This window comes from Streptomyces composti, from assembly GCF_012034205.1.
GTDB lineage: Bacteria > Actinomycetota > Actinomycetes > Streptomycetales > Streptomycetaceae > Streptomyces > Streptomyces composti.
Map to the genome: position 1 here is coordinate 1 of NZ_JAATEM010000004.1, position 14,875 is coordinate 14,875.

Annotated in this window: 15 protein-coding genes; 7 read left to right on the forward strand and 8 right to left on the reverse strand. The window is 71.2% G+C overall.

All coding sequences use genetic code 11. The annotated features are described in order from the left end of the window. Positions 1-231: 231 nt before the first annotated feature. The gene (locus HCJ93_RS04410) at positions 232-882 is read right to left on the reverse strand and encodes a DNA-3-methyladenine glycosylase (protein WP_167991238.1); all 651 of its coding nucleotides are present in this window, start codon (positions 880-882) and stop codon (positions 232-234) included. 141 nt (positions 883-1,023) lie between these two features. Here HCJ93_RS04410 and HCJ93_RS04415 point away from each other — a divergent pair, with 141 nt between their 5' ends. From HCJ93_RS04415 to HCJ93_RS04425, 3 genes are all read left to right on the forward strand, one after another. Further along, on the forward strand, positions 1,024-1,806 hold the full coding sequence (locus HCJ93_RS04415; RefSeq protein ID WP_167991240.1) for a sporulation protein: 783 nt from the start codon (positions 1,024-1,026) through the stop codon (positions 1,804-1,806). A 42-nt stretch (positions 1,807-1,848) separates the two neighbouring features. After that, positions 1,849-2,388 carry a YbhB/YbcL family Raf kinase inhibitor-like protein gene (locus HCJ93_RS04420; protein ID WP_167991241.1) on the forward strand — a complete coding sequence of 180 codons (540 nt, stop codon included), beginning with the start codon at positions 1,849-1,851 and terminating at the stop codon, positions 2,386-2,388. Positions 2,389-2,552: 164 nt separating this feature from the next. Further along, positions 2,553-3,059 (forward strand): HNH endonuclease, encoded by a 507-nt coding sequence (locus HCJ93_RS04425; RefSeq protein WP_167991243.1) that lies wholly within the window; start codon positions 2,553-2,555, stop codon positions 3,057-3,059. A 90-nt stretch (positions 3,060-3,149) separates the two neighbouring features. Here the strand turns inward: HCJ93_RS04425 and HCJ93_RS04430 are convergent, their stop codons facing one another. From HCJ93_RS04430 to HCJ93_RS04440, 3 genes are all read right to left on the reverse strand, one after another. After that, entirely contained in the window at positions 3,150-4,097 is a 948-nt protein-coding gene (locus HCJ93_RS04430) for an SPFH domain-containing protein (RefSeq protein ID WP_167991245.1), read from the reverse strand. A gap of 132 nt (positions 4,098-4,229) precedes the next feature. Beyond that, entirely contained in the window at positions 4,230-4,661 is a 432-nt protein-coding gene (locus tag HCJ93_RS04435; RefSeq protein ID WP_167991246.1) for an NfeD family protein, read from the reverse strand. 95 nt (positions 4,662-4,756) lie between these two features. Further along, positions 4,757-5,548 carry an ABC transporter ATP-binding protein gene (locus tag HCJ93_RS04440; protein WP_167991247.1) on the reverse strand — a complete coding sequence of 264 codons (792 nt, stop codon included), beginning with the start codon at positions 5,546-5,548 and terminating at the stop codon, positions 4,757-4,759. 162 nt (positions 5,549-5,710) lie between these two features. Here HCJ93_RS04440 and HCJ93_RS04445 point away from each other — a divergent pair, with 162 nt between their 5' ends. Further along, positions 5,711-6,499, forward strand: coding sequence for an Rv1486c family protein (locus HCJ93_RS04445; protein ID WP_167991248.1), 789 nt, complete (start codon positions 5,711-5,713; stop codon positions 6,497-6,499). Positions 6,500-6,625: 126 nt separating this feature from the next. On the opposite strand, the gene HCJ93_RS04450 is transcribed toward HCJ93_RS04445, so the two are convergent. The 3 genes from HCJ93_RS04450 to HCJ93_RS04460 all read right to left on the reverse strand — a co-directional run bounded on the left by HCJ93_RS04450 (position 6,626) and on the right by HCJ93_RS04460 (position 8,809). Then, on the reverse strand, positions 6,626-6,871 hold the full coding sequence (locus HCJ93_RS04450) for a chaplin (protein ID WP_167991249.1): 246 nt from the start codon (positions 6,869-6,871) through the stop codon (positions 6,626-6,628). A gap of 158 nt (positions 6,872-7,029) precedes the next feature. Then, positions 7,030-7,671, reverse strand: a complete 642-nt coding sequence (locus HCJ93_RS04455) for a response regulator (protein WP_167991251.1) — start codon at positions 7,669-7,671, stop codon at positions 7,030-7,032. Beyond that, positions 7,664-8,809 carry a GAF domain-containing sensor histidine kinase gene (locus HCJ93_RS04460; protein WP_167991253.1) on the reverse strand — a complete coding sequence of 382 codons (1,146 nt, stop codon included), beginning with the start codon at positions 8,807-8,809 and terminating at the stop codon, positions 7,664-7,666. The genes HCJ93_RS04455 and HCJ93_RS04460 overlap by 8 nt, the downstream gene beginning before the upstream one ends. 254 nt (positions 8,810-9,063) lie before the next feature. Between HCJ93_RS04460 and HCJ93_RS04465 the strand changes: the two genes are divergently transcribed. The 3 genes from HCJ93_RS04465 (at position 9,064) to HCJ93_RS04475 (ending at position 11,946) form a co-directional block, all read left to right on the forward strand. Continuing rightward, positions 9,064-9,762 (forward strand): SDR family NAD(P)-dependent oxidoreductase, encoded by a 699-nt coding sequence (locus HCJ93_RS04465; RefSeq protein ID WP_167991254.1) that lies wholly within the window; start codon positions 9,064-9,066, stop codon positions 9,760-9,762. Further along, positions 9,759-10,823: an S-adenosylmethionine:tRNA ribosyltransferase-isomerase gene (locus tag HCJ93_RS04470; RefSeq protein WP_167991256.1), complete on the forward strand. Its 1,065-nt coding sequence runs from the start codon at positions 9,759-9,761 to the stop codon at positions 10,821-10,823. The genes HCJ93_RS04465 and HCJ93_RS04470 overlap by 4 nt, the downstream gene beginning before the upstream one ends. A 400-nt stretch (positions 10,824-11,223) precedes the next feature. After that, positions 11,224-11,946, forward strand: a complete 723-nt coding sequence (locus HCJ93_RS04475) for a transglycosylase SLT domain-containing protein (protein WP_167991258.1) — start codon at positions 11,224-11,226, stop codon at positions 11,944-11,946. Positions 11,947-12,078: 132 nt separating this feature from the next. Here the strand turns inward: HCJ93_RS04475 and HCJ93_RS04480 are convergent, their stop codons facing one another. Further along, positions 12,079-14,640 carry an ABC transporter ATP-binding protein/permease gene (locus HCJ93_RS04480; protein WP_309141304.1) on the reverse strand — a complete coding sequence of 854 codons (2,562 nt, stop codon included), beginning with the start codon at positions 14,638-14,640 and terminating at the stop codon, positions 12,079-12,081. Positions 14,641-14,875 lie beyond the last annotated feature (235 nt).

Below are 14,875 nucleotides of genomic sequence, written 5' to 3' on the forward strand. Positions count from 1 at the left end.
CTTTCGGACCTGATTCCCTGTCGGCGGGGCCTTTCGGCATTCACTACGTTAACCGATCTCCCCGCCCGATTCATAATCGGGCCCCGCGGTTCTGAATTCAGGCATGCGGGCACGCCGAATTCGTCCCCGCTGAGGGGAAGTCGTAGGTAGTGGGTTGGCCGCTCCGGCTGCAGGCGATCGCCGTACCCGGTTCAGCGGCTCGGGCTACATTACGCGGCTCGCCAAGACGCGTCAACTTCGGCGGCGCCTGGGGACATGCGCCCGATACGGACTCACCGTGGGGTCGTCGGCGATCCAGTACCGCCACGGGTGGATGTCGCCGTCGCCGCCCTCCCCGGCCACACCGGTGCGCGGACCGTTCCGTACCTGGTCGGAGGGGACGGGGACGCCCGTCAGCATCCGCAGCGGGGTGTCGCCGGAGGCGCATGCGTCGGTGCCGTTCAGGGAGCGGTCGACACCCAGGGCGGTGGCGAGGCGGGCCGGGCCTTTGGCCAATTCCTTGTCATTGCGGGCCGAGAGGCGCCGGGTCCGGGCGAGTTCCGCTCCCTCGATGATCTCGCCGGCGCGCAGCAGCACCGCACTGGCCCGTCCCTCCGGTCCGCAGACCAGGTTCATGCAGAACCACATGCCGTAGGTGAAGTAGACGTACACATGGCCGGGCGGACCGAACATCACGCTGTTGCGGGCCGTGCGGCCGCGATAGGCGTGGGAGCCGGGGTCGTTCGGACCGTCGTACGCCTCCACCTCGGTCAGGCGGAGGGCGATCGGACCGTCCGGGGTGGTGCGTACCAGGACGCGGCCCAGCAGGTCGGGGGCGACCTCGAGCACGGGCCGGTCGAAGAAGCTCCTGGGCAGGGGCGTACGGTCGGGGGTCGCGATCATCGGTTCGAGGGTACTGGAGTCGCCTCGCGCCGCGGGGTGGTGCGCGGATGCGGTGCTTGCCGCGGTGTGGGTTGCGCGGAACCGGCCACGGCTGGATCGCGTTTCTAGGGATCGAAACCACAGGGCGACAAAGGGAGAGACATGGCGTTCAAGAAGCTGCTCGCGAGCCTGGGTGCCGGCGGGGCCTCGGTCGAGACGGTGCTGAACGAGGTCAACGTGGTGCCGGGCGGTGTCGTCCAGGGCGAGGTGCGGATCCAGGGCGGCAGCGTCGACCAGCAGATCGAGGGGCTGTCGGTCGGGCTCCAGGCCAAGGTCGAGGTGGAGAGCGGCGACCACGAGTACAAGCAGGACATCGAGTTCATCAAGTCGCGTCTCGGCGGTGCCTTCGAGCTGAAGGCGGGCGCGGTGCACGCGGTGCCGTTCGGTCTCGAGATCCCGTGGGAGACGCCGATCACGATGATCGACGGCCAGGCGCTGCGCGGGATGAACATCGGCGTCGTGACCGAGCTGGCGATCGCTCGTGCCGTGGACTCCGGTGACCTGGACCCGATCTATGTGCACCCGCTGCCGGCGCAGAAGGCGATCCTGGACGCCTTCATCCAGCTGGGCTTCCGCTTCAAGAACGCGGACATGGAGCGCGGCCACATCCGGGGTACGCGGCAGAAGCTGCCGTTCTACCAGGAGATCGAGTTCTACCCGCCGCAGCAGTACCGCGGGCTGAACCAGGTGGAGCTGAGCTTCGTGGCCGACTCGCAGGCCATGGACGTGGTGCTGGAGATGGACAAGAAGCCGGGCCTGTTCAGCGAGGGCAGCGACACCTACCGCTCGTTCCAGGTGGGGCTGAACGACTACCAGGGGACCGACTGGGCGGCGTACCTCAACCACTGGCTGTCGGAGGTCGGCAGCAAGCGCAACTGGTTCTAGGCTCGGGTACGGACCGACGAATCCGATTCAGGAGGTACCGAGGTGACCGAGCTCAAGCGGCGGCCACTCCCGCACGACTTCCATCCGCCCGTGCCGTCGTTCACGGTGAAGAGCGAGGACGTCGAGCACGGTGGCACGCTCAGGGACGCTCAGGTCCACGCGGCCGGCAACACCTCGCCGCACCTGCGGTGGGAGGGGTTCCCGCCCGAGACCAAGAGTTTCGCGGTGACCTGCTACGACCCGGACGCCCCGACGGGCAGCGGGTTCTGGCACTGGGTGCTGTTCGACATCCCGGCCTCGGTGACGGAGCTGCCTGCGGGTGCGGGCAACGCCCCGTTCGAGGGACTGCCCCAGGGCGCGGTGCACGCGCGCAACGACTACGGCACCAAGGACTTCGGCGGTGCCGCTCCGCCGCCCGGGGACGGGCCGCACCGGTATGTGTTCACGGTGTACGCCGTGGACAAGGAGAAGCTCGGCCTCGACTCGGACGCGACGCCCGCCGTGGTGGGCTTCAACCTGCGGTTCCACACGCTGGCGCGGGCTCATGTGATCGCCGAGTACGAGGTGCCGGCAGAGGGCTGAGCCGCGGTCGGTGAAGCCGGGCGTTCACGGAACGTTTGCCCGCCCCTGGTCATGGAATTGACCAGGGGCGGGCATTTTTATTGCGTTGTCCATCCCGGCGCGCCCGGCCAGAGTTGATCCCAGTCCGCCAGGGGGTGGGCCGATGCACATGGGAGGTGGGCTGGATGCGTGACACGCTGGTGCTGAATGCGAGCTTCGAGCCGCTGTCGACGGTGACGTTGAACCGGGCCGTCGTTCTGGTGCTGCAGGACAAGGCGGTCGTCGAGCAGGCCCACCCCGAACTGCGCATGCGCGGAGCCGAGGTGGACATACCGGCGCCCCGGGTGATCAGGCTGTGCAGATATGTACGGGTGCCGTTCCGAAGACGAGCGCCGTGGTCGCGGCGGGGTGTCCTGGTGCGGGACCGGCACCGGTGCGCGTACTGCGGCCGGCGGGCCACCACGGTGGACCATGTGGTGCCGCGGTCGCAGGGTGGCCAGGACACCTGGCTGAACACGGTGGCCTCGTGCGCGGAGGACAACCACCGCAAGGCGAACCGGACGCCGGAGCAGGCGGGGATGCCGCTGCTGCGGCAGCCGTTCGAGCCCACGCCCGCCGACGCGATGCTGCTGGCGCTGGGGGCGGAGGAGTTCGCGGCGCTGCCCGACTGGCTGGTGGGCGAGGCCGCGTAGGGACCCTCGCTTCTCCGGTACGCGGACGGACGCACGGTTTTCCGCGCCCCTCGGGGTGCGGGGAACCGTGCGTCCGTGCCGGGGTGCCGCTCAGTCGACGGTGGGCTTCTCGCGGCGCTCCTGCGGGGGGACGCTGGGGGCCGTGGAGCCGGAGTTGCCGTTGGACGGGCCGAAGTTGCCGATGGCGCCGGAGAGGCCCTTGAGGGCGTCGCCGATCTCGCTGGGGACGATCCAGAGCTTGTTGGCGTCGCCCTCGGCGATCTTCGGGAGCATCTGCAGGTACTGGTAGCTGAGGAGCTTCTGGTCGGGGTCGCCGGCGTGGATGGACTCGAAGACGGTGCGGATGGCCTGGGCCTCGCCCTCGGCGCGCAGCGCGGCGGCCTTGGCCTCGCCCTCGGCGCGCAGGATCTGGGACTGCTTCTCGCCCTCGGCGCGCAGGATCTCGGACTGGCGGACACCCTCGGCCTGGAGGATGGCGGCGCGCTTGTCGCGGTCGGCGCGCATCTGCTTCTCCATCGAGTCCTGGATGGAGGTGGGCGGTTCGATCGCCTTGAGCTCGACGCGGTTGACGCGGATGCCCCACTTGCCGGTGGCCTCGTCGAGGACGCCGCGCAGGGCCGCGTTGATCTCCTCGCGAGAGGTGAGGGTGCGCTCCAGGTCCATGCCGCCGATGATGTTGCGGAGCGTGGTGACGGTGAGCTGCTCGATGGCCTGGATGTAGCTGGCGACCTCGTAGGTGGCGGCGCGGGCGTCGGTGACCTGGTAGTAGATGACGGTGTCGATGTTGACGACCAGGTTGTCCTGGGTGATCACCGGCTGGGGCGGGAACGGGACGACCTGCTCACGCAGGTCGATCCGGTTGCGGATGGTGTCGATGAACGGGACGACGATGTTGAGGCCCGCGTTGAGCGTCCGCGTGTAGCGGCCGAAGCGCTCGACGATGGCCGCGCTGGCCTGCGGGATGACTTGGATCGTCTTGATCAGGGCGATGAAGACCAACACCACCAGGATGATCAGGACGATGATGATCGGTTCCATCGTCGGTTCCCCGTACCCTTCTTCGCCTCGGCGCCTTCGACAGATCTTAGGGGTCGTGAAGATCTTGCTGGTCGAGTCTGACAGACCGTCGTACGACTCGGGGGCAGTTCGGTCCAGTTGCGTCGTGCGAGGTCACATGACGATCGCTGTGGCTCCCTCGATGTCCACGACGTCGACTTCCTCGCCTTCTTCGTAGGTGCGGGCGGCGTCGAGGGCGCGGGCGGACCAGACCTCGCCGGCGAGCTTGATCCGGCCGCCGGAGGCATCGACGCGTTCCAGGACGACGGCCTGTTTGCCCTTCAGGGCATCGACTCCGGTGGCGAGTTGGGGTTGCTGGGCCCGGTGTCTGCTGGCGATGGGCCGGACGACGGCGATCAGGGCGGTCGAGACGACGGCGAAGACCACGACCTGGGCGACGGCACCACCGCCGAAGAAGCCGGAGGTCACCGCCGCGGCGACGGCGCCCACCGCGAGCATGCCCAGTTCGGGCATCGCGGTGATCACCAGAGCGATGCCGAGCGCTGCCGCGCCGATCAGCCACCACAGCCATGCGTCGATGTCCACAAGGGCATGGTAGGTCCGCGCACCCGGTCGCGGACAGTGCGCCGATCGGTTTGAACGGCCTCCGGCCGCAGGGAATTGAGAGATCGTCGGGCGGTTCAGCCCATCGGCAGTCCCTGGGCGGTCCAGCGGTCGCCGACCTGTTCCACGACGAGCGGGAGGCCGAAGCAGAGGGAGAGGTTGCGGGAGGTGAGTTCCAGCTCCAGCGGGCCGGCGGCGAGGACCTTGCCCTGGCGGATCATCAGGACGTGGGTGAAGCCGGGGGCGATCTCCTCGACATGATGCGTGACCATGATCATGGAGGGGGCGATCGGGTCCCGGGCGAGGCGGCCGAGGCGGCGCACCAGGTCCTCGCGGCCGCCGAGGTCGAGGCCGGCGGCGGGCTCGTCGAGGAGCAGCAGCTCGGGGTCGGTCATCAGGGCGCGGGCGATGAGGGTGCGCTTGCGCTCGCCCTCGGAGAGGGTGCCGAACTTGCGGTCGAGGTAGGCGCTCATGCCGAGGCGGTCGAGGAAGGCGCGGGCGCGCTGCTCGTCGATGTCCTCGTAGTCCTCCTGCCAGCCGGCGGTCATGCCGTAGGCGGCGGTGAGCACGGTCTGCAGGACCGTCTGGCTCTTGGGGAGCTTCTCGGCCATGGCGATGCCGGCCATGCCGATGCGGGGGCGGAGCTCGAAGACGTCGACCTTGCCGAGGGTCTCGCCGAGGATGGTGGCGGTGCCCTTGCTGGGGAAGAGGTAGCTGGAGGCGATGTTGAGCAGGGTGGTCTTGCCGGCTCCGTTGGGGCCGAGGATGACCCAGCGCTCGCCCTCCTTGACCGACCAGGAGACCTGGTCCACCAGAGCCCGGCCCTCGCGGACCACGGATACGTCCTGAAGCTCCAGAACATCGCTCATGAGCGCGTTGTCTCCCCTTGCAGTGTGGCCGGTCTCGGCTGTCGCGTTCGCCTGTGGGCTCGGTCCGCCGCGCCGGTGGGCGCAGCCCTCCATGAAATCTACGCCACCGGCCGGCCCGGGCATTCCCTCGGTCCGGTCCTTGGCGCTGTCTAGGGTGGGTGCATGCTGTGGGAACCGCGCTCTGGACGCCTTGCCGCTTGGGGAAATGCCCTTCTTGCCGGACTTGTCTCGCCGGACGACGCCGTGATCGCCATTGTGGGCGAGGACACGGTGCACCGGGTCGAAGAGCTGCCGGGCGAGCAGGCCCCGGTGGGGCTCACCCTGGCGCTGGGGCGGCTGCGGGCGCTGGGGGTGACCGGGCTGCGGGTGGCGCTGCCCGCGCCGGGGCATCCGCTGGGGCTGAGCGGGCCGCCGGAGTTCAATGCGCGGGCGCTTCAGGCCGAGGAGGCGGTGATCTGCCACGGAGCCGCGTTCGGTCTGGTGCCGGAGGTGCACGAGGCCGGGCCGGAGGGCGATGTGCACGCCGAGGTGGTGTGGCACTGCCTGCCGGTGCGGGACGCGCCGCCGGCCGATGTGCCGTCCCTGGGTGAGGCGGAGCGCGAGCTGGCGGAGGCGCTGCGGGAGGCGACGGAGGCGCTGACGCGGCTGGACGTGGCGGCGTCGGGGCCGGTGGCCGAGGCGGCGATCGACGCCTACCGGGCGCGGGCGGAGCAGGGCGGCGAGGTGCTGGCGCCGGGGTATCCGCCGCGGGCGGCGCGGGTGCTGCAGCTGGCGCAGCGGGTGGGGGCGCTGATCTCGCTGGCGGGGGCGAACGGGCACGGGGGTGCGGTGAGCGCCTCCGAGATGGCGGCGCGCCATGCCGCGCTGCGCCCGGTGGAGCGGACGGCGCGGCGGGCGCAGGTCGCGGCGTACAACTCGATGGTGGAGGAGCGGGAGCGGGGGAAGCGGTGAGCGCTCCTCGGCAGTCCTCAGCACTGCTCGGGGAGGCACGCGCTCGCGTTCGAGGGTGCCGGGAACGTGACCGCCCGGCCTCCCGGTGTGGGGCCGGGAGGCCGGGCGAAGGGTCCGGTGCGTGCGTCAGCCGTTGACGGCCACGTTGCCGAAGGCCGGGTTGAGCAGGCCGATGACGTTGACGCTGTTGCCGGAGACGTTGACCGGTACGTCGACCGGGACCTGGATGACGTTGCCCGAGACGACGCCCGGGGAGCCCACGGCCTTGCCGTCGGCGTGGGCGCCTTCGGTCGCCGAGGCCATGCCCGTACCGGCGGCGAGCAGGCCACCGGCCACCATCGTCACGGCCGCTGCCTTCTTCAGGTTCTTCACTTTCCAAGCCCTCCTTGCGGTGACCGCGGCAAGGCGCCGCGGTCTGCACTGGGAACGGCTCGGGGCGCGCGGAGGGTGCGCCGTTCGGGGGACATTCCCACGACGGTATGAATCTCGGACCGGACGGGAACCTTCCGGCCGGTCGCGGACGTCCGGGGTCAGCCCGACAGGCCGTGCCGCACGGCCCACAGCGCGGCCTGGGTGCGGTCCGCCAGGTCGAGCTTCATCAGGATGTTCGACACATGGGTCTTCACGGTCTTCTCGGAGAGCACCAGGGCGCGGGCGATCTCCCGGTTGGAGCGGCCGTCCGCGATCAGGCCCAGCACCTCGCGCTCCCGTTCGGTGAGCGAGCCCGCGCGGCCCTGCCCCGGGGTGCTCTCCTCCTGGGCGAGCAGGGCGCCTGCCACCTCGGGCTGGAGCAGCACATGGCCGGCGTGCACGGAGCGGATGGCGCCGGCCAGCGCATCGGGGTCGACGTCCTTGTAGACGTAGCCCGCGGCGCCCGCGCGCAGGGCGGGCACCACGGTGCGCTGCTCGGTGAAGCTGGTGACGATCAGAACCCGGGCGGGGTGGCCCAGTTCGCGCAGCCGCCGCAGCGCGTCCACGCCGTCCATGACCGGCATCTTCACGTCCATGAGGATGACGTCCGGCCGCAGGCGCTCGGCGAGGTCGACCCCCTCGGCGCCGTCCGCGGCCTCGCCGACGACCTCGATGTCGTCCTGCACCTCGAGGAAGGTGCGCAGTCCCCGCCGCACCACCTGGTGGTCGTCGACCAGCAGCACTTTGATCGGGTCAGCCACCGGGGACCTCCATCTCGATCGCGGTGCCCTTGCCGGGCGCCGACTCCACGGTGAGGGTGCCGCCGACGCCGTTCGCCCGGTCCCGCATGGAGACCAGGCCGAGATGGCGTCCGGCGCGGCGGATGGTCCGCGGCTCGAAGCCGCGGCCGTCGTCGGTGATCCGCAGGACGGCTCCGCCGCCGCGCCGGTCCAGGGTGACCTCGACATGCTCCGCGCCCGAGTGGCGCAGCGCGTTGTGCAGGGCCTCCTGGGCGACGCGGAGCATCGCCTCCTCCTGCGCCGCGGGCAGGGCGCGCACGCCGTGGCAGGCGAAGGTCACGCGTGCGCTGTGCGCCCGGTCGAGGACCTGGACCTGGGTGCGCAGGGTGGCGACCAGGCCGTCCTCGTCGAGGGCGGCGGGGCGCAGTTCGACCACCGCGGCACGCAGTTCGTCGGCGGCCTCGGCGGCGAGGGCGGCCACCTGCCGCAGTTCGCCCTTGGCCCGGGCCGGGTCGCGGTCCACCAGACGGGCGGCGGCCTGGGCGGTCAGGCGCAGGGAGAACAGCTTCTGGCTGACCGCGTCGTGCAGTTCGTGGGCCAGGCGGGAGCGTTCCTCGACGATGGTCAGTTCGCGGCTGCGCTCGTAGAGCCGGGCGTTGGTGAGGGCGATCGCGGCGTGCTGGGCGAGGATGCCGAGGAGTTCCTCGTCGTCCTCGGTGAAGCCGCAGGTGCCCTCCGGCCTGGGGCAGTTCTTGTTGGCGAGGAAGAGCGCACCGATGACCTCGTCGCCGTCGCGGATGGGCAGGCCGAGGAAGTCGACGAGGTCCGGGTGGGCGCTCGGCCAGCCCTCGAAGCGGGGGTCCTTGCGGACGTCGGCGAGGCGCTCGGACCTGGCCTCGTGCAGCATCGAGGCGAGGATGCCGTGCTGGCGCGGCAGCGGGCCGATGGCCTTCCACTGCTCGTCGCTGACGCCGTCGACCACGAACTGGGCGAAGCCGCCGTGGTCGTCGGGGACGCCGAGGGCGGCGTACTGCGCGTCGAGCAGCTCGCGGGCCGAGGCGACGATCGTCTTGAGGACGTCGCGCACCTCGAGGTGCCTGCTCATGGCCAGCAGCGCGGAGCTCACCGCGGCGAGGCCGGACCGGGGGCCGTGGCTCATGTGCTCACCGTACCGGCGGCCGGGGGCGGGCGGATCGGACGGGCGGGGCGCTGAACTGCGACGGAGGTCCTAGGTCCGCGGACCGGGGGCCGGTGGGCGTAGGCCGAAGGGCCCTGGGTGATCACTCCTCCGGCCCGAGGCCGGTGTCAGGGGCCGCTCCTAGGTTGAGGGCACGCCGGTACCCGGTCGCCGATCCGGTGGCACGGTCCGGCGGGGTGCTGGACGACGAGCGTTTCCTCACAAGGGGGCAGGTCATGCCGGTTGCGATCATCACGGGTGCGTCGAAGGGGCTGGGCCTCGCGCTCGCCGAGGCGCTGGCGGTGCGGGGCTGGGACCTGGTGCTGGACGCGCGGGATCCGGTGCCGCTGGCGGAGGCCGCCGGGCTGCTGTCGTCGCACGGCGCGCGGGTGACGGCGCTGCCCGGGGACGTCACGGACGCCGGGCACCGCACCGGCCTCGTGGCGGCGGCCCGGGAGTACGGCGGGGTCGATCTGCTGGTGCACAACGCCAGCGCGCTGGGCGCCGAGCCGCTGGTGCGGCTGGCGGAGCTGGAGCTCGACGGGCTGCGGCGGGCGCTCGAGGTGAACCTGGTGGCGGCGCTCGGGCTGCTGCAGGAGGCGCTGCCGCTGCTGCGGGCCGCCGAGGCGGGCACGGTGATCACCGTGAGCTCCGACGCCGCCTGTGAGGCGTACCCCACCTGGGGCGGCTACGGGGCGTCCAAGGCGGCCCTGGACCAGCTGGCCGCGGTGCTCGCGGCGGAGGAGCCCGGGCTGCGGGTGTGGGCGGTGGACCCCGGGGACATGGCCACGGACCTGTATGCGGCCGCGGTGCCGGACGACGACGATCCGCGGCCGGATCCGGCCACCGTGGCGCCGGCCTTCCTGCGGCTCCTCGACGAGCGTCCGGCGAGCGGGCGCTATGCGGCGCCGGCGCTGCTGCAGGAGCGGGTGTGACCGCGGCGGTGCGGGTGCCGGAGGGGGCGGCGGCCCGGCTGCCGGTGGAGCAGCGGGGGCCTGGCCTGGACCGGGACGCGGTGCGGCTGCTGGTCTCCCGTGGTCCCGCGGTGTCGCATCACGCCTTCCGGGAGCTGCCGGGGCTGCTGCGGGCCGGTGATCTGCTGGTGGTGAACACCTCACCGACGCTGCCCGCGGCCGTGGACGGCCGGCTGGGGCGGGCCGCGGTGGTGGTGCACTTCTCCACGCGGGGCGACGACGGCCGGTGGGCGGTGGAGCTGCGCGAGCCGGACGGGCGGGGCACCACCCGCGCGCGTGCGGGCGCGCGTGCGGAAGAGGAGGTGCGGCTGCCCGGCGGGGCGCGGCTGGTGCTGCAGGAGCCACTGGACGCACGGGCTGAGCGGCTGTGGTGGGCCTCGGTGACGGGGGCGGGGGTCCTCGAGGTGCTGCGCCGGCACGGGCGGCCCGTCCGGTACGCGTACACCGAGCGGGACCAGCCCCTGTCGGCGTACCAGACGGTGTTCGCGGTGCCGTCGCCGGACGGGGCGGGCAGCGCCGAGATGCCGAGCGCGGGGCGTCCCTTCACCGGGCGGCTGGTGGCGGAGCTGGTCAGTCGCGGGGTGCAGTTCGCGCCGGTGACCCTGCACACGGGGGTGGCCTCGGCGGAGGCGCACGAGCCGCCGTATCCGGAGCGCTTCGAGGTGCCGGAGGCCTCCGCGCGGCTGGTCAACGCCGTCCGGGCGGGGCGGCGGGGCTCCGCTCGGGGCGGGGGCCGGGTGATCGCGGTGGGGACGACCGCGGTACGGGCGATCGAGGCGGCGGCGGGTCCCGACGCAGTGGTGCGGGCCCGTGCGGGGTGGACGGATCTGGTGGTGACCCCCGAGCGGGGTGTGCGGGTGGTGGACGGGCTGCTGACCGGTCTGCACGAGCCGGCGGCCTCGCATCTGCTGATGCTGGAGGCGGTCGCCGGCCGGGAGGCGCTGGAGCGGGGATACCGGGCCGCGGTGGACGGCGGCTATCTGTGGCACGAGTTCGGGGACCTGCACCTGCTGCTGCCGTGACCGGGGTCCGCGCCGGGCCGGCGTACAGCCCCCGCACGGCTCGCGCACAGGCCCCGCACAGCCCCTCACACAGCGCATTGCTGCCGCAACCGCCAGTGAGAGCGAGGGGCGGCCGGTGTGAGGCCGCGCATAGGGCGCACATCACGTACGAAGGGGAGTAGGAGACACATATCGCCCATGTGAGCGGCCCGTACTGCCCCGTCTGCCCTGTTTCGTTCCTCCCTGATCCACTACCCGGCTTCGTACGTCACACCTTTGCCTGCCGATTTTGCGGCCGCTAAGAATGGCTGCCGTCGCTCAGCGCCGTGGGTTCCCGCCCACGGCGTTCCTGTGCCGGAAGCACCACTGTCCCCACCGGACGCCGAGCGACCTCCGCGCTATTCGAAGAGGTCCATCTCGTATGTCGAAGCACATCCTCACCCGTGGCCATAGTCGTGCCCTGACCCGTCACCACAAGATCGCCGCCGCCGGTGTCGCCGCCCTGGGCGCCGCCGCCATCGGTTTCTCGGCGGTGCCGAGCACGGCGTCGACGAACACCACGAGCGAGGCCGCCGCGCCCACCGCGAAGGTGGCGTACAGCACCGAGCAGATCAAGGACGTCAAGGGCACCGTCACCGACCAGCTCGCAGCCTCCACCGTGAAGGCCGAGCAGATCGCGGCGAAGAAGCAGGCCGAGGCGAAGGCCAAGGCCGCCGCGAAGAAGGCCGCCGCCGAGAAGGCCGCGAAGGCCCGCGAGGCCAAGGAGGCCGCGAGCCGCGCCGCCAAGCGCGCCGAGGTGAAGAAGGACGCCCCGAAGTCCTACCCGAACAACCTGGACGGCTGGATCCGCGAGTCCCTCGCGATCATGAAGAAGCACGGCATCCCGGGCTCCTACGAGGGCATCAAGCGCAACATCATGCGCGAGTCCTCCGGCAACCCGAAGGCGATCAACCTCTGGGACATCAACGCCCAGAACGGCATCCCGTCCAAGGGCCTGCTGCAGGTGATCCCGCCGACGTTCAAGGCGTACCACGTGCCGGGCACGTCCTGGAACATCTACGACCCGGTCGCCAACATCACCGCCGCCTGCAACTACGCGGCGGACCGCTACGGCACCATGGACAACGTCGACAGCGCGTACTGAGGTCGGCGCGGACCTCTTCTGCACGCTCGGCCTGTCCCCCGATACGCCGAAGGGCGGCACCCTCCTGACGGGTGCCGCCCTTCGGGGCGTTCGCGGCCGTCCGCCGCGCGGCGCCGCTGTGTGCGCATGCCGCTACTTGCGCATGACCTCGGGCTCGTGGCGGCGCAGGAAGCGGGCCACGAAGAAGCCGCAGACCACGCCGATGGCGATCAGCGCGCCCATGTCCATCGCCCAGGCCCCGACCGTGTGCTCCCACAGCGGGTCGGTGTCGCCGGGCGTCTCCGGCGGGCTGATCTTGTTGAAGTCCAGCGTGGCACCGGCAGCGGCCACCGCCCAGCGCGAGGGCATCAGGAACGAGAACTGGTTGACGCCGATCGAGCCGTGCAGGGTGAACAGGCAGCCGGTGAAGACGACCTGGACGATCGCGAACATCACCAGCAGCGGCATCGTCTTCTCGGCGGTCTTCACCAGCGACGAGATGATCAGGCCGAACATCATCGAGGTGAAGCCGAGCGCCATGATCGGCAACGACAGCTCGAGCAGGGTGGCGCCGCCCAGGATCAGGCCCTCCTCCGGGATCTCCCGGCTGGTGAAGCCGATCACACCGACCATCAGGCCCTGCAGCACGGTGATCATGCCGAGCACGAACACCTTGGACATCAGGTACGCCGAGCGGGACAGGCCGGTGGCCCGTTCCCGTTCGTAGATGACCCGTTCCTTGATCAGCTCTCGCACCGAGTTCGCGGCGCCGGCGAAGCAGGCGCCGACCGCGAGGATCAGCAGCACCGTGGTCGCCGTGCCGTTCGGGATGATCCGGCCGGTCTTCGGGTTCGGCGGGTTGGGCAGCAGGCCCTTGTCCGCGTCGATCAGCAGGCTGACCGCGCCGAGCACCGCGGGCAGGATCACCATCAGGGCGAGGAAGCCCTTGTCGGAGGCGATCACCGCCAGATAGCGGCGCACCAGGGTGGCGAACTGCGACATCCAGCCCTGCGGCTTGGGCGGCTTCATCGCCTGCATCGCCGGGACCTGTACGGACTGCGGCGCCACCGCGTCGATGTCCGCGGCGTACATCTGGTAGTGCTGCGAGCCCTTCCAGCGGCCCGCCCAGTCGTAGTCGCGGTAGTTCTCGAAGGCGGAGAAGACGTCGGCCCAGCTGTCGTAGCCGAAGAAGTTCAGCGCCTCCTCGGGCGGGCCGAAGTAGGCCACCGAGCCGCCGGGCGCCATCACCAGGAGCTTGTCGCACAGGGCGAGCTCGGCCACCGAGTGGGTGACCACCAGCACCGTGCGGCCGTCGTCGGCGAGCCCGCGCAGCAGCTGCATCACATCGCGGTCCATGCCCGGGTCGAGGCCGGAGGTCGGCTCGTCCAGGAAGATCAGCGACGGCTTGGTGAGCAGCTCCAGGGCCACCGAGACGCGCTTGCGCTGGCCGCCGGAGAGGGAGGTGACCTTCTTCTCCTTGTGGATGTCCAGCTTCAGCTCGCGCAGCACCTCGTCTATGCGGGCCTCGCGCTCGGCGGCCGTGGTGTCGGCCGGGAAGCGCAGCTTGGCCGCGTACTTGAGGGCCTTCTTGACAGTCAGCTCCTTGTGCAGGATGTCGTCCTGCGGGACCAGACCGATGCGCTGGCGCAGCTCGGCGAACTGCTTGTAGAGGTTGCGGTTGTCGTACAGCACCTCGCCCTGGTTGGCGGGCCGGTAGCCGGTGAGCGCCTTCAGCAGCGTCGACTTGCCGGAGCCGGACGGGCCGATCACCGCGATCAGCGACTTCTCGGGGACGCCGAAGGAGACGTCCTTGAGGATCTGCTTGCCGCCGTCGACGGTGACCGTCAGGTGCCGTGCGGAGAAGGACACCTCACCGGTGTCGACGAACTCCTCGAGCCGGTCGCCGACGATGCGGAACGTCGAGTGGCCGACGCCGACGATGTCGGTCGGGCCGAGCAGCTGGGAGCCGCCCTTGGGGATCGGCTGGCCGTTGACGTAGGTGCCGTTGTGCGAGCCCAGGTCGCGGATCTCCATGCGGCCGTCGGGCGTCGAGTGGAACTCGGCGTGGTGCCGCGAGACCTGGAGGTCGGAGACGACCAGGTCGTTCTCCAGGGCACGACCGATGCGCATCACGCGGCCGAGGGAGAACTGGTGGAACGTCGTCGGGCTGCGGTCGCCGTAGACCGGCGGCGCCCCCGCGCCACCACCGGGCCCCTGCTGCGGAATGTGCGGTGCCGACTGCTGCGGCACCGGCGGCTGCTGAGCCTGCTGCTGCCAGCCGGCGTGCTGGGCCGGCGGCTGCTGCACCGGGGCCTGCTGCGCGGGCGGCTGCTGCTGGGCGGGCGCCTGCTGGGCCCAGCCCGCGCCCTGAGCCGCGTACGGCTGCTGCTGCGGCCGGCCCTGCGGCGCGCCCGCCTGTGCGCCGACCCCGACGAGCTTCACGCGCGGCCCGTCGGTGGCGTTGCCCAGGTTCAGCTCCGTGTCGGAGCTGAGCTCCAGGTGGTGGATCCGCTGGCCCTGCACGAACGTGCCGTTGGTGCTGCCATGGTCCTCGACGACCCAACTGCGGCCGTTGAAGCTGATCGTGGCGTGACGCCAGGAGACCCTGGCGTCGTCCAGCACGACGTCGCCCTGCGGATCGCGTCCGAGGGTGTAGGCCCTGGACGGATCGAGCGTCCAGGTCCGTCCATTCGATTCCAGTACGAGTTCCGGCACTCCATGCCCCACTGAGTTGTCCCCCGAGTTTCCCCCATCGCAGGGAGTCTAGGGATGTCGAACATCGGGGGGAACTATTCCAGGCCCGGCCCCATGACCGAAAGTCGGGCCTTGTGAAGAGCCTGCCCGGGTGCCTCCACCACGTGTCGTTGACGGGGTGGAAACCGGCCCGGAGAGTGGTAAACCACGCGAGGGGGACATGCGCGGCCGCCTCGCCGCGCTGCGGATCGGGGGG

Coding starts and splice junctions, on each gene's coding strand:
- HCJ93_RS04410 (WP_167991238.1), bottom strand. CDS start 882: ATGATCGCGACCCCCGACCGTACGCCCCTGCCCAGGAGCTTCTTCGAC.
- HCJ93_RS04415 (WP_167991240.1), top strand. CDS start 1,024: ATGGCGTTCAAGAAGCTGCTCGCGAGCCTGGGTGCCGGCGGGGCCTCG.
- HCJ93_RS04425 (WP_167991243.1), top strand. CDS start 2,553: ATGCGTGACACGCTGGTGCTGAATGCGAGCTTCGAGCCGCTGTCGACG.
- HCJ93_RS04430 (WP_167991245.1), bottom strand. CDS start 4,097: ATGGAACCGATCATCATCGTCCTGATCATCCTGGTGGTGTTGGTCTTC.
- HCJ93_RS04440 (WP_167991247.1), bottom strand. CDS start 5,548: ATGAGCGATGTTCTGGAGCTTCAGGACGTATCCGTGGTCCGCGAGGGC.
- HCJ93_RS04445 (WP_167991248.1), top strand. CDS start 5,711: ATGCTGTGGGAACCGCGCTCTGGACGCCTTGCCGCTTGGGGAAATGCC.
- HCJ93_RS04460 (WP_167991253.1), bottom strand. CDS start 8,809: ATGAGCCACGGCCCCCGGTCCGGCCTCGCCGCGGTGAGCTCCGCGCTG.
- HCJ93_RS04465 (WP_167991254.1), top strand. CDS start 9,064: ATGCCGGTTGCGATCATCACGGGTGCGTCGAAGGGGCTGGGCCTCGCG.
- HCJ93_RS04475 (WP_167991258.1), top strand. CDS start 11,224: ATGTCGAAGCACATCCTCACCCGTGGCCATAGTCGTGCCCTGACCCGT.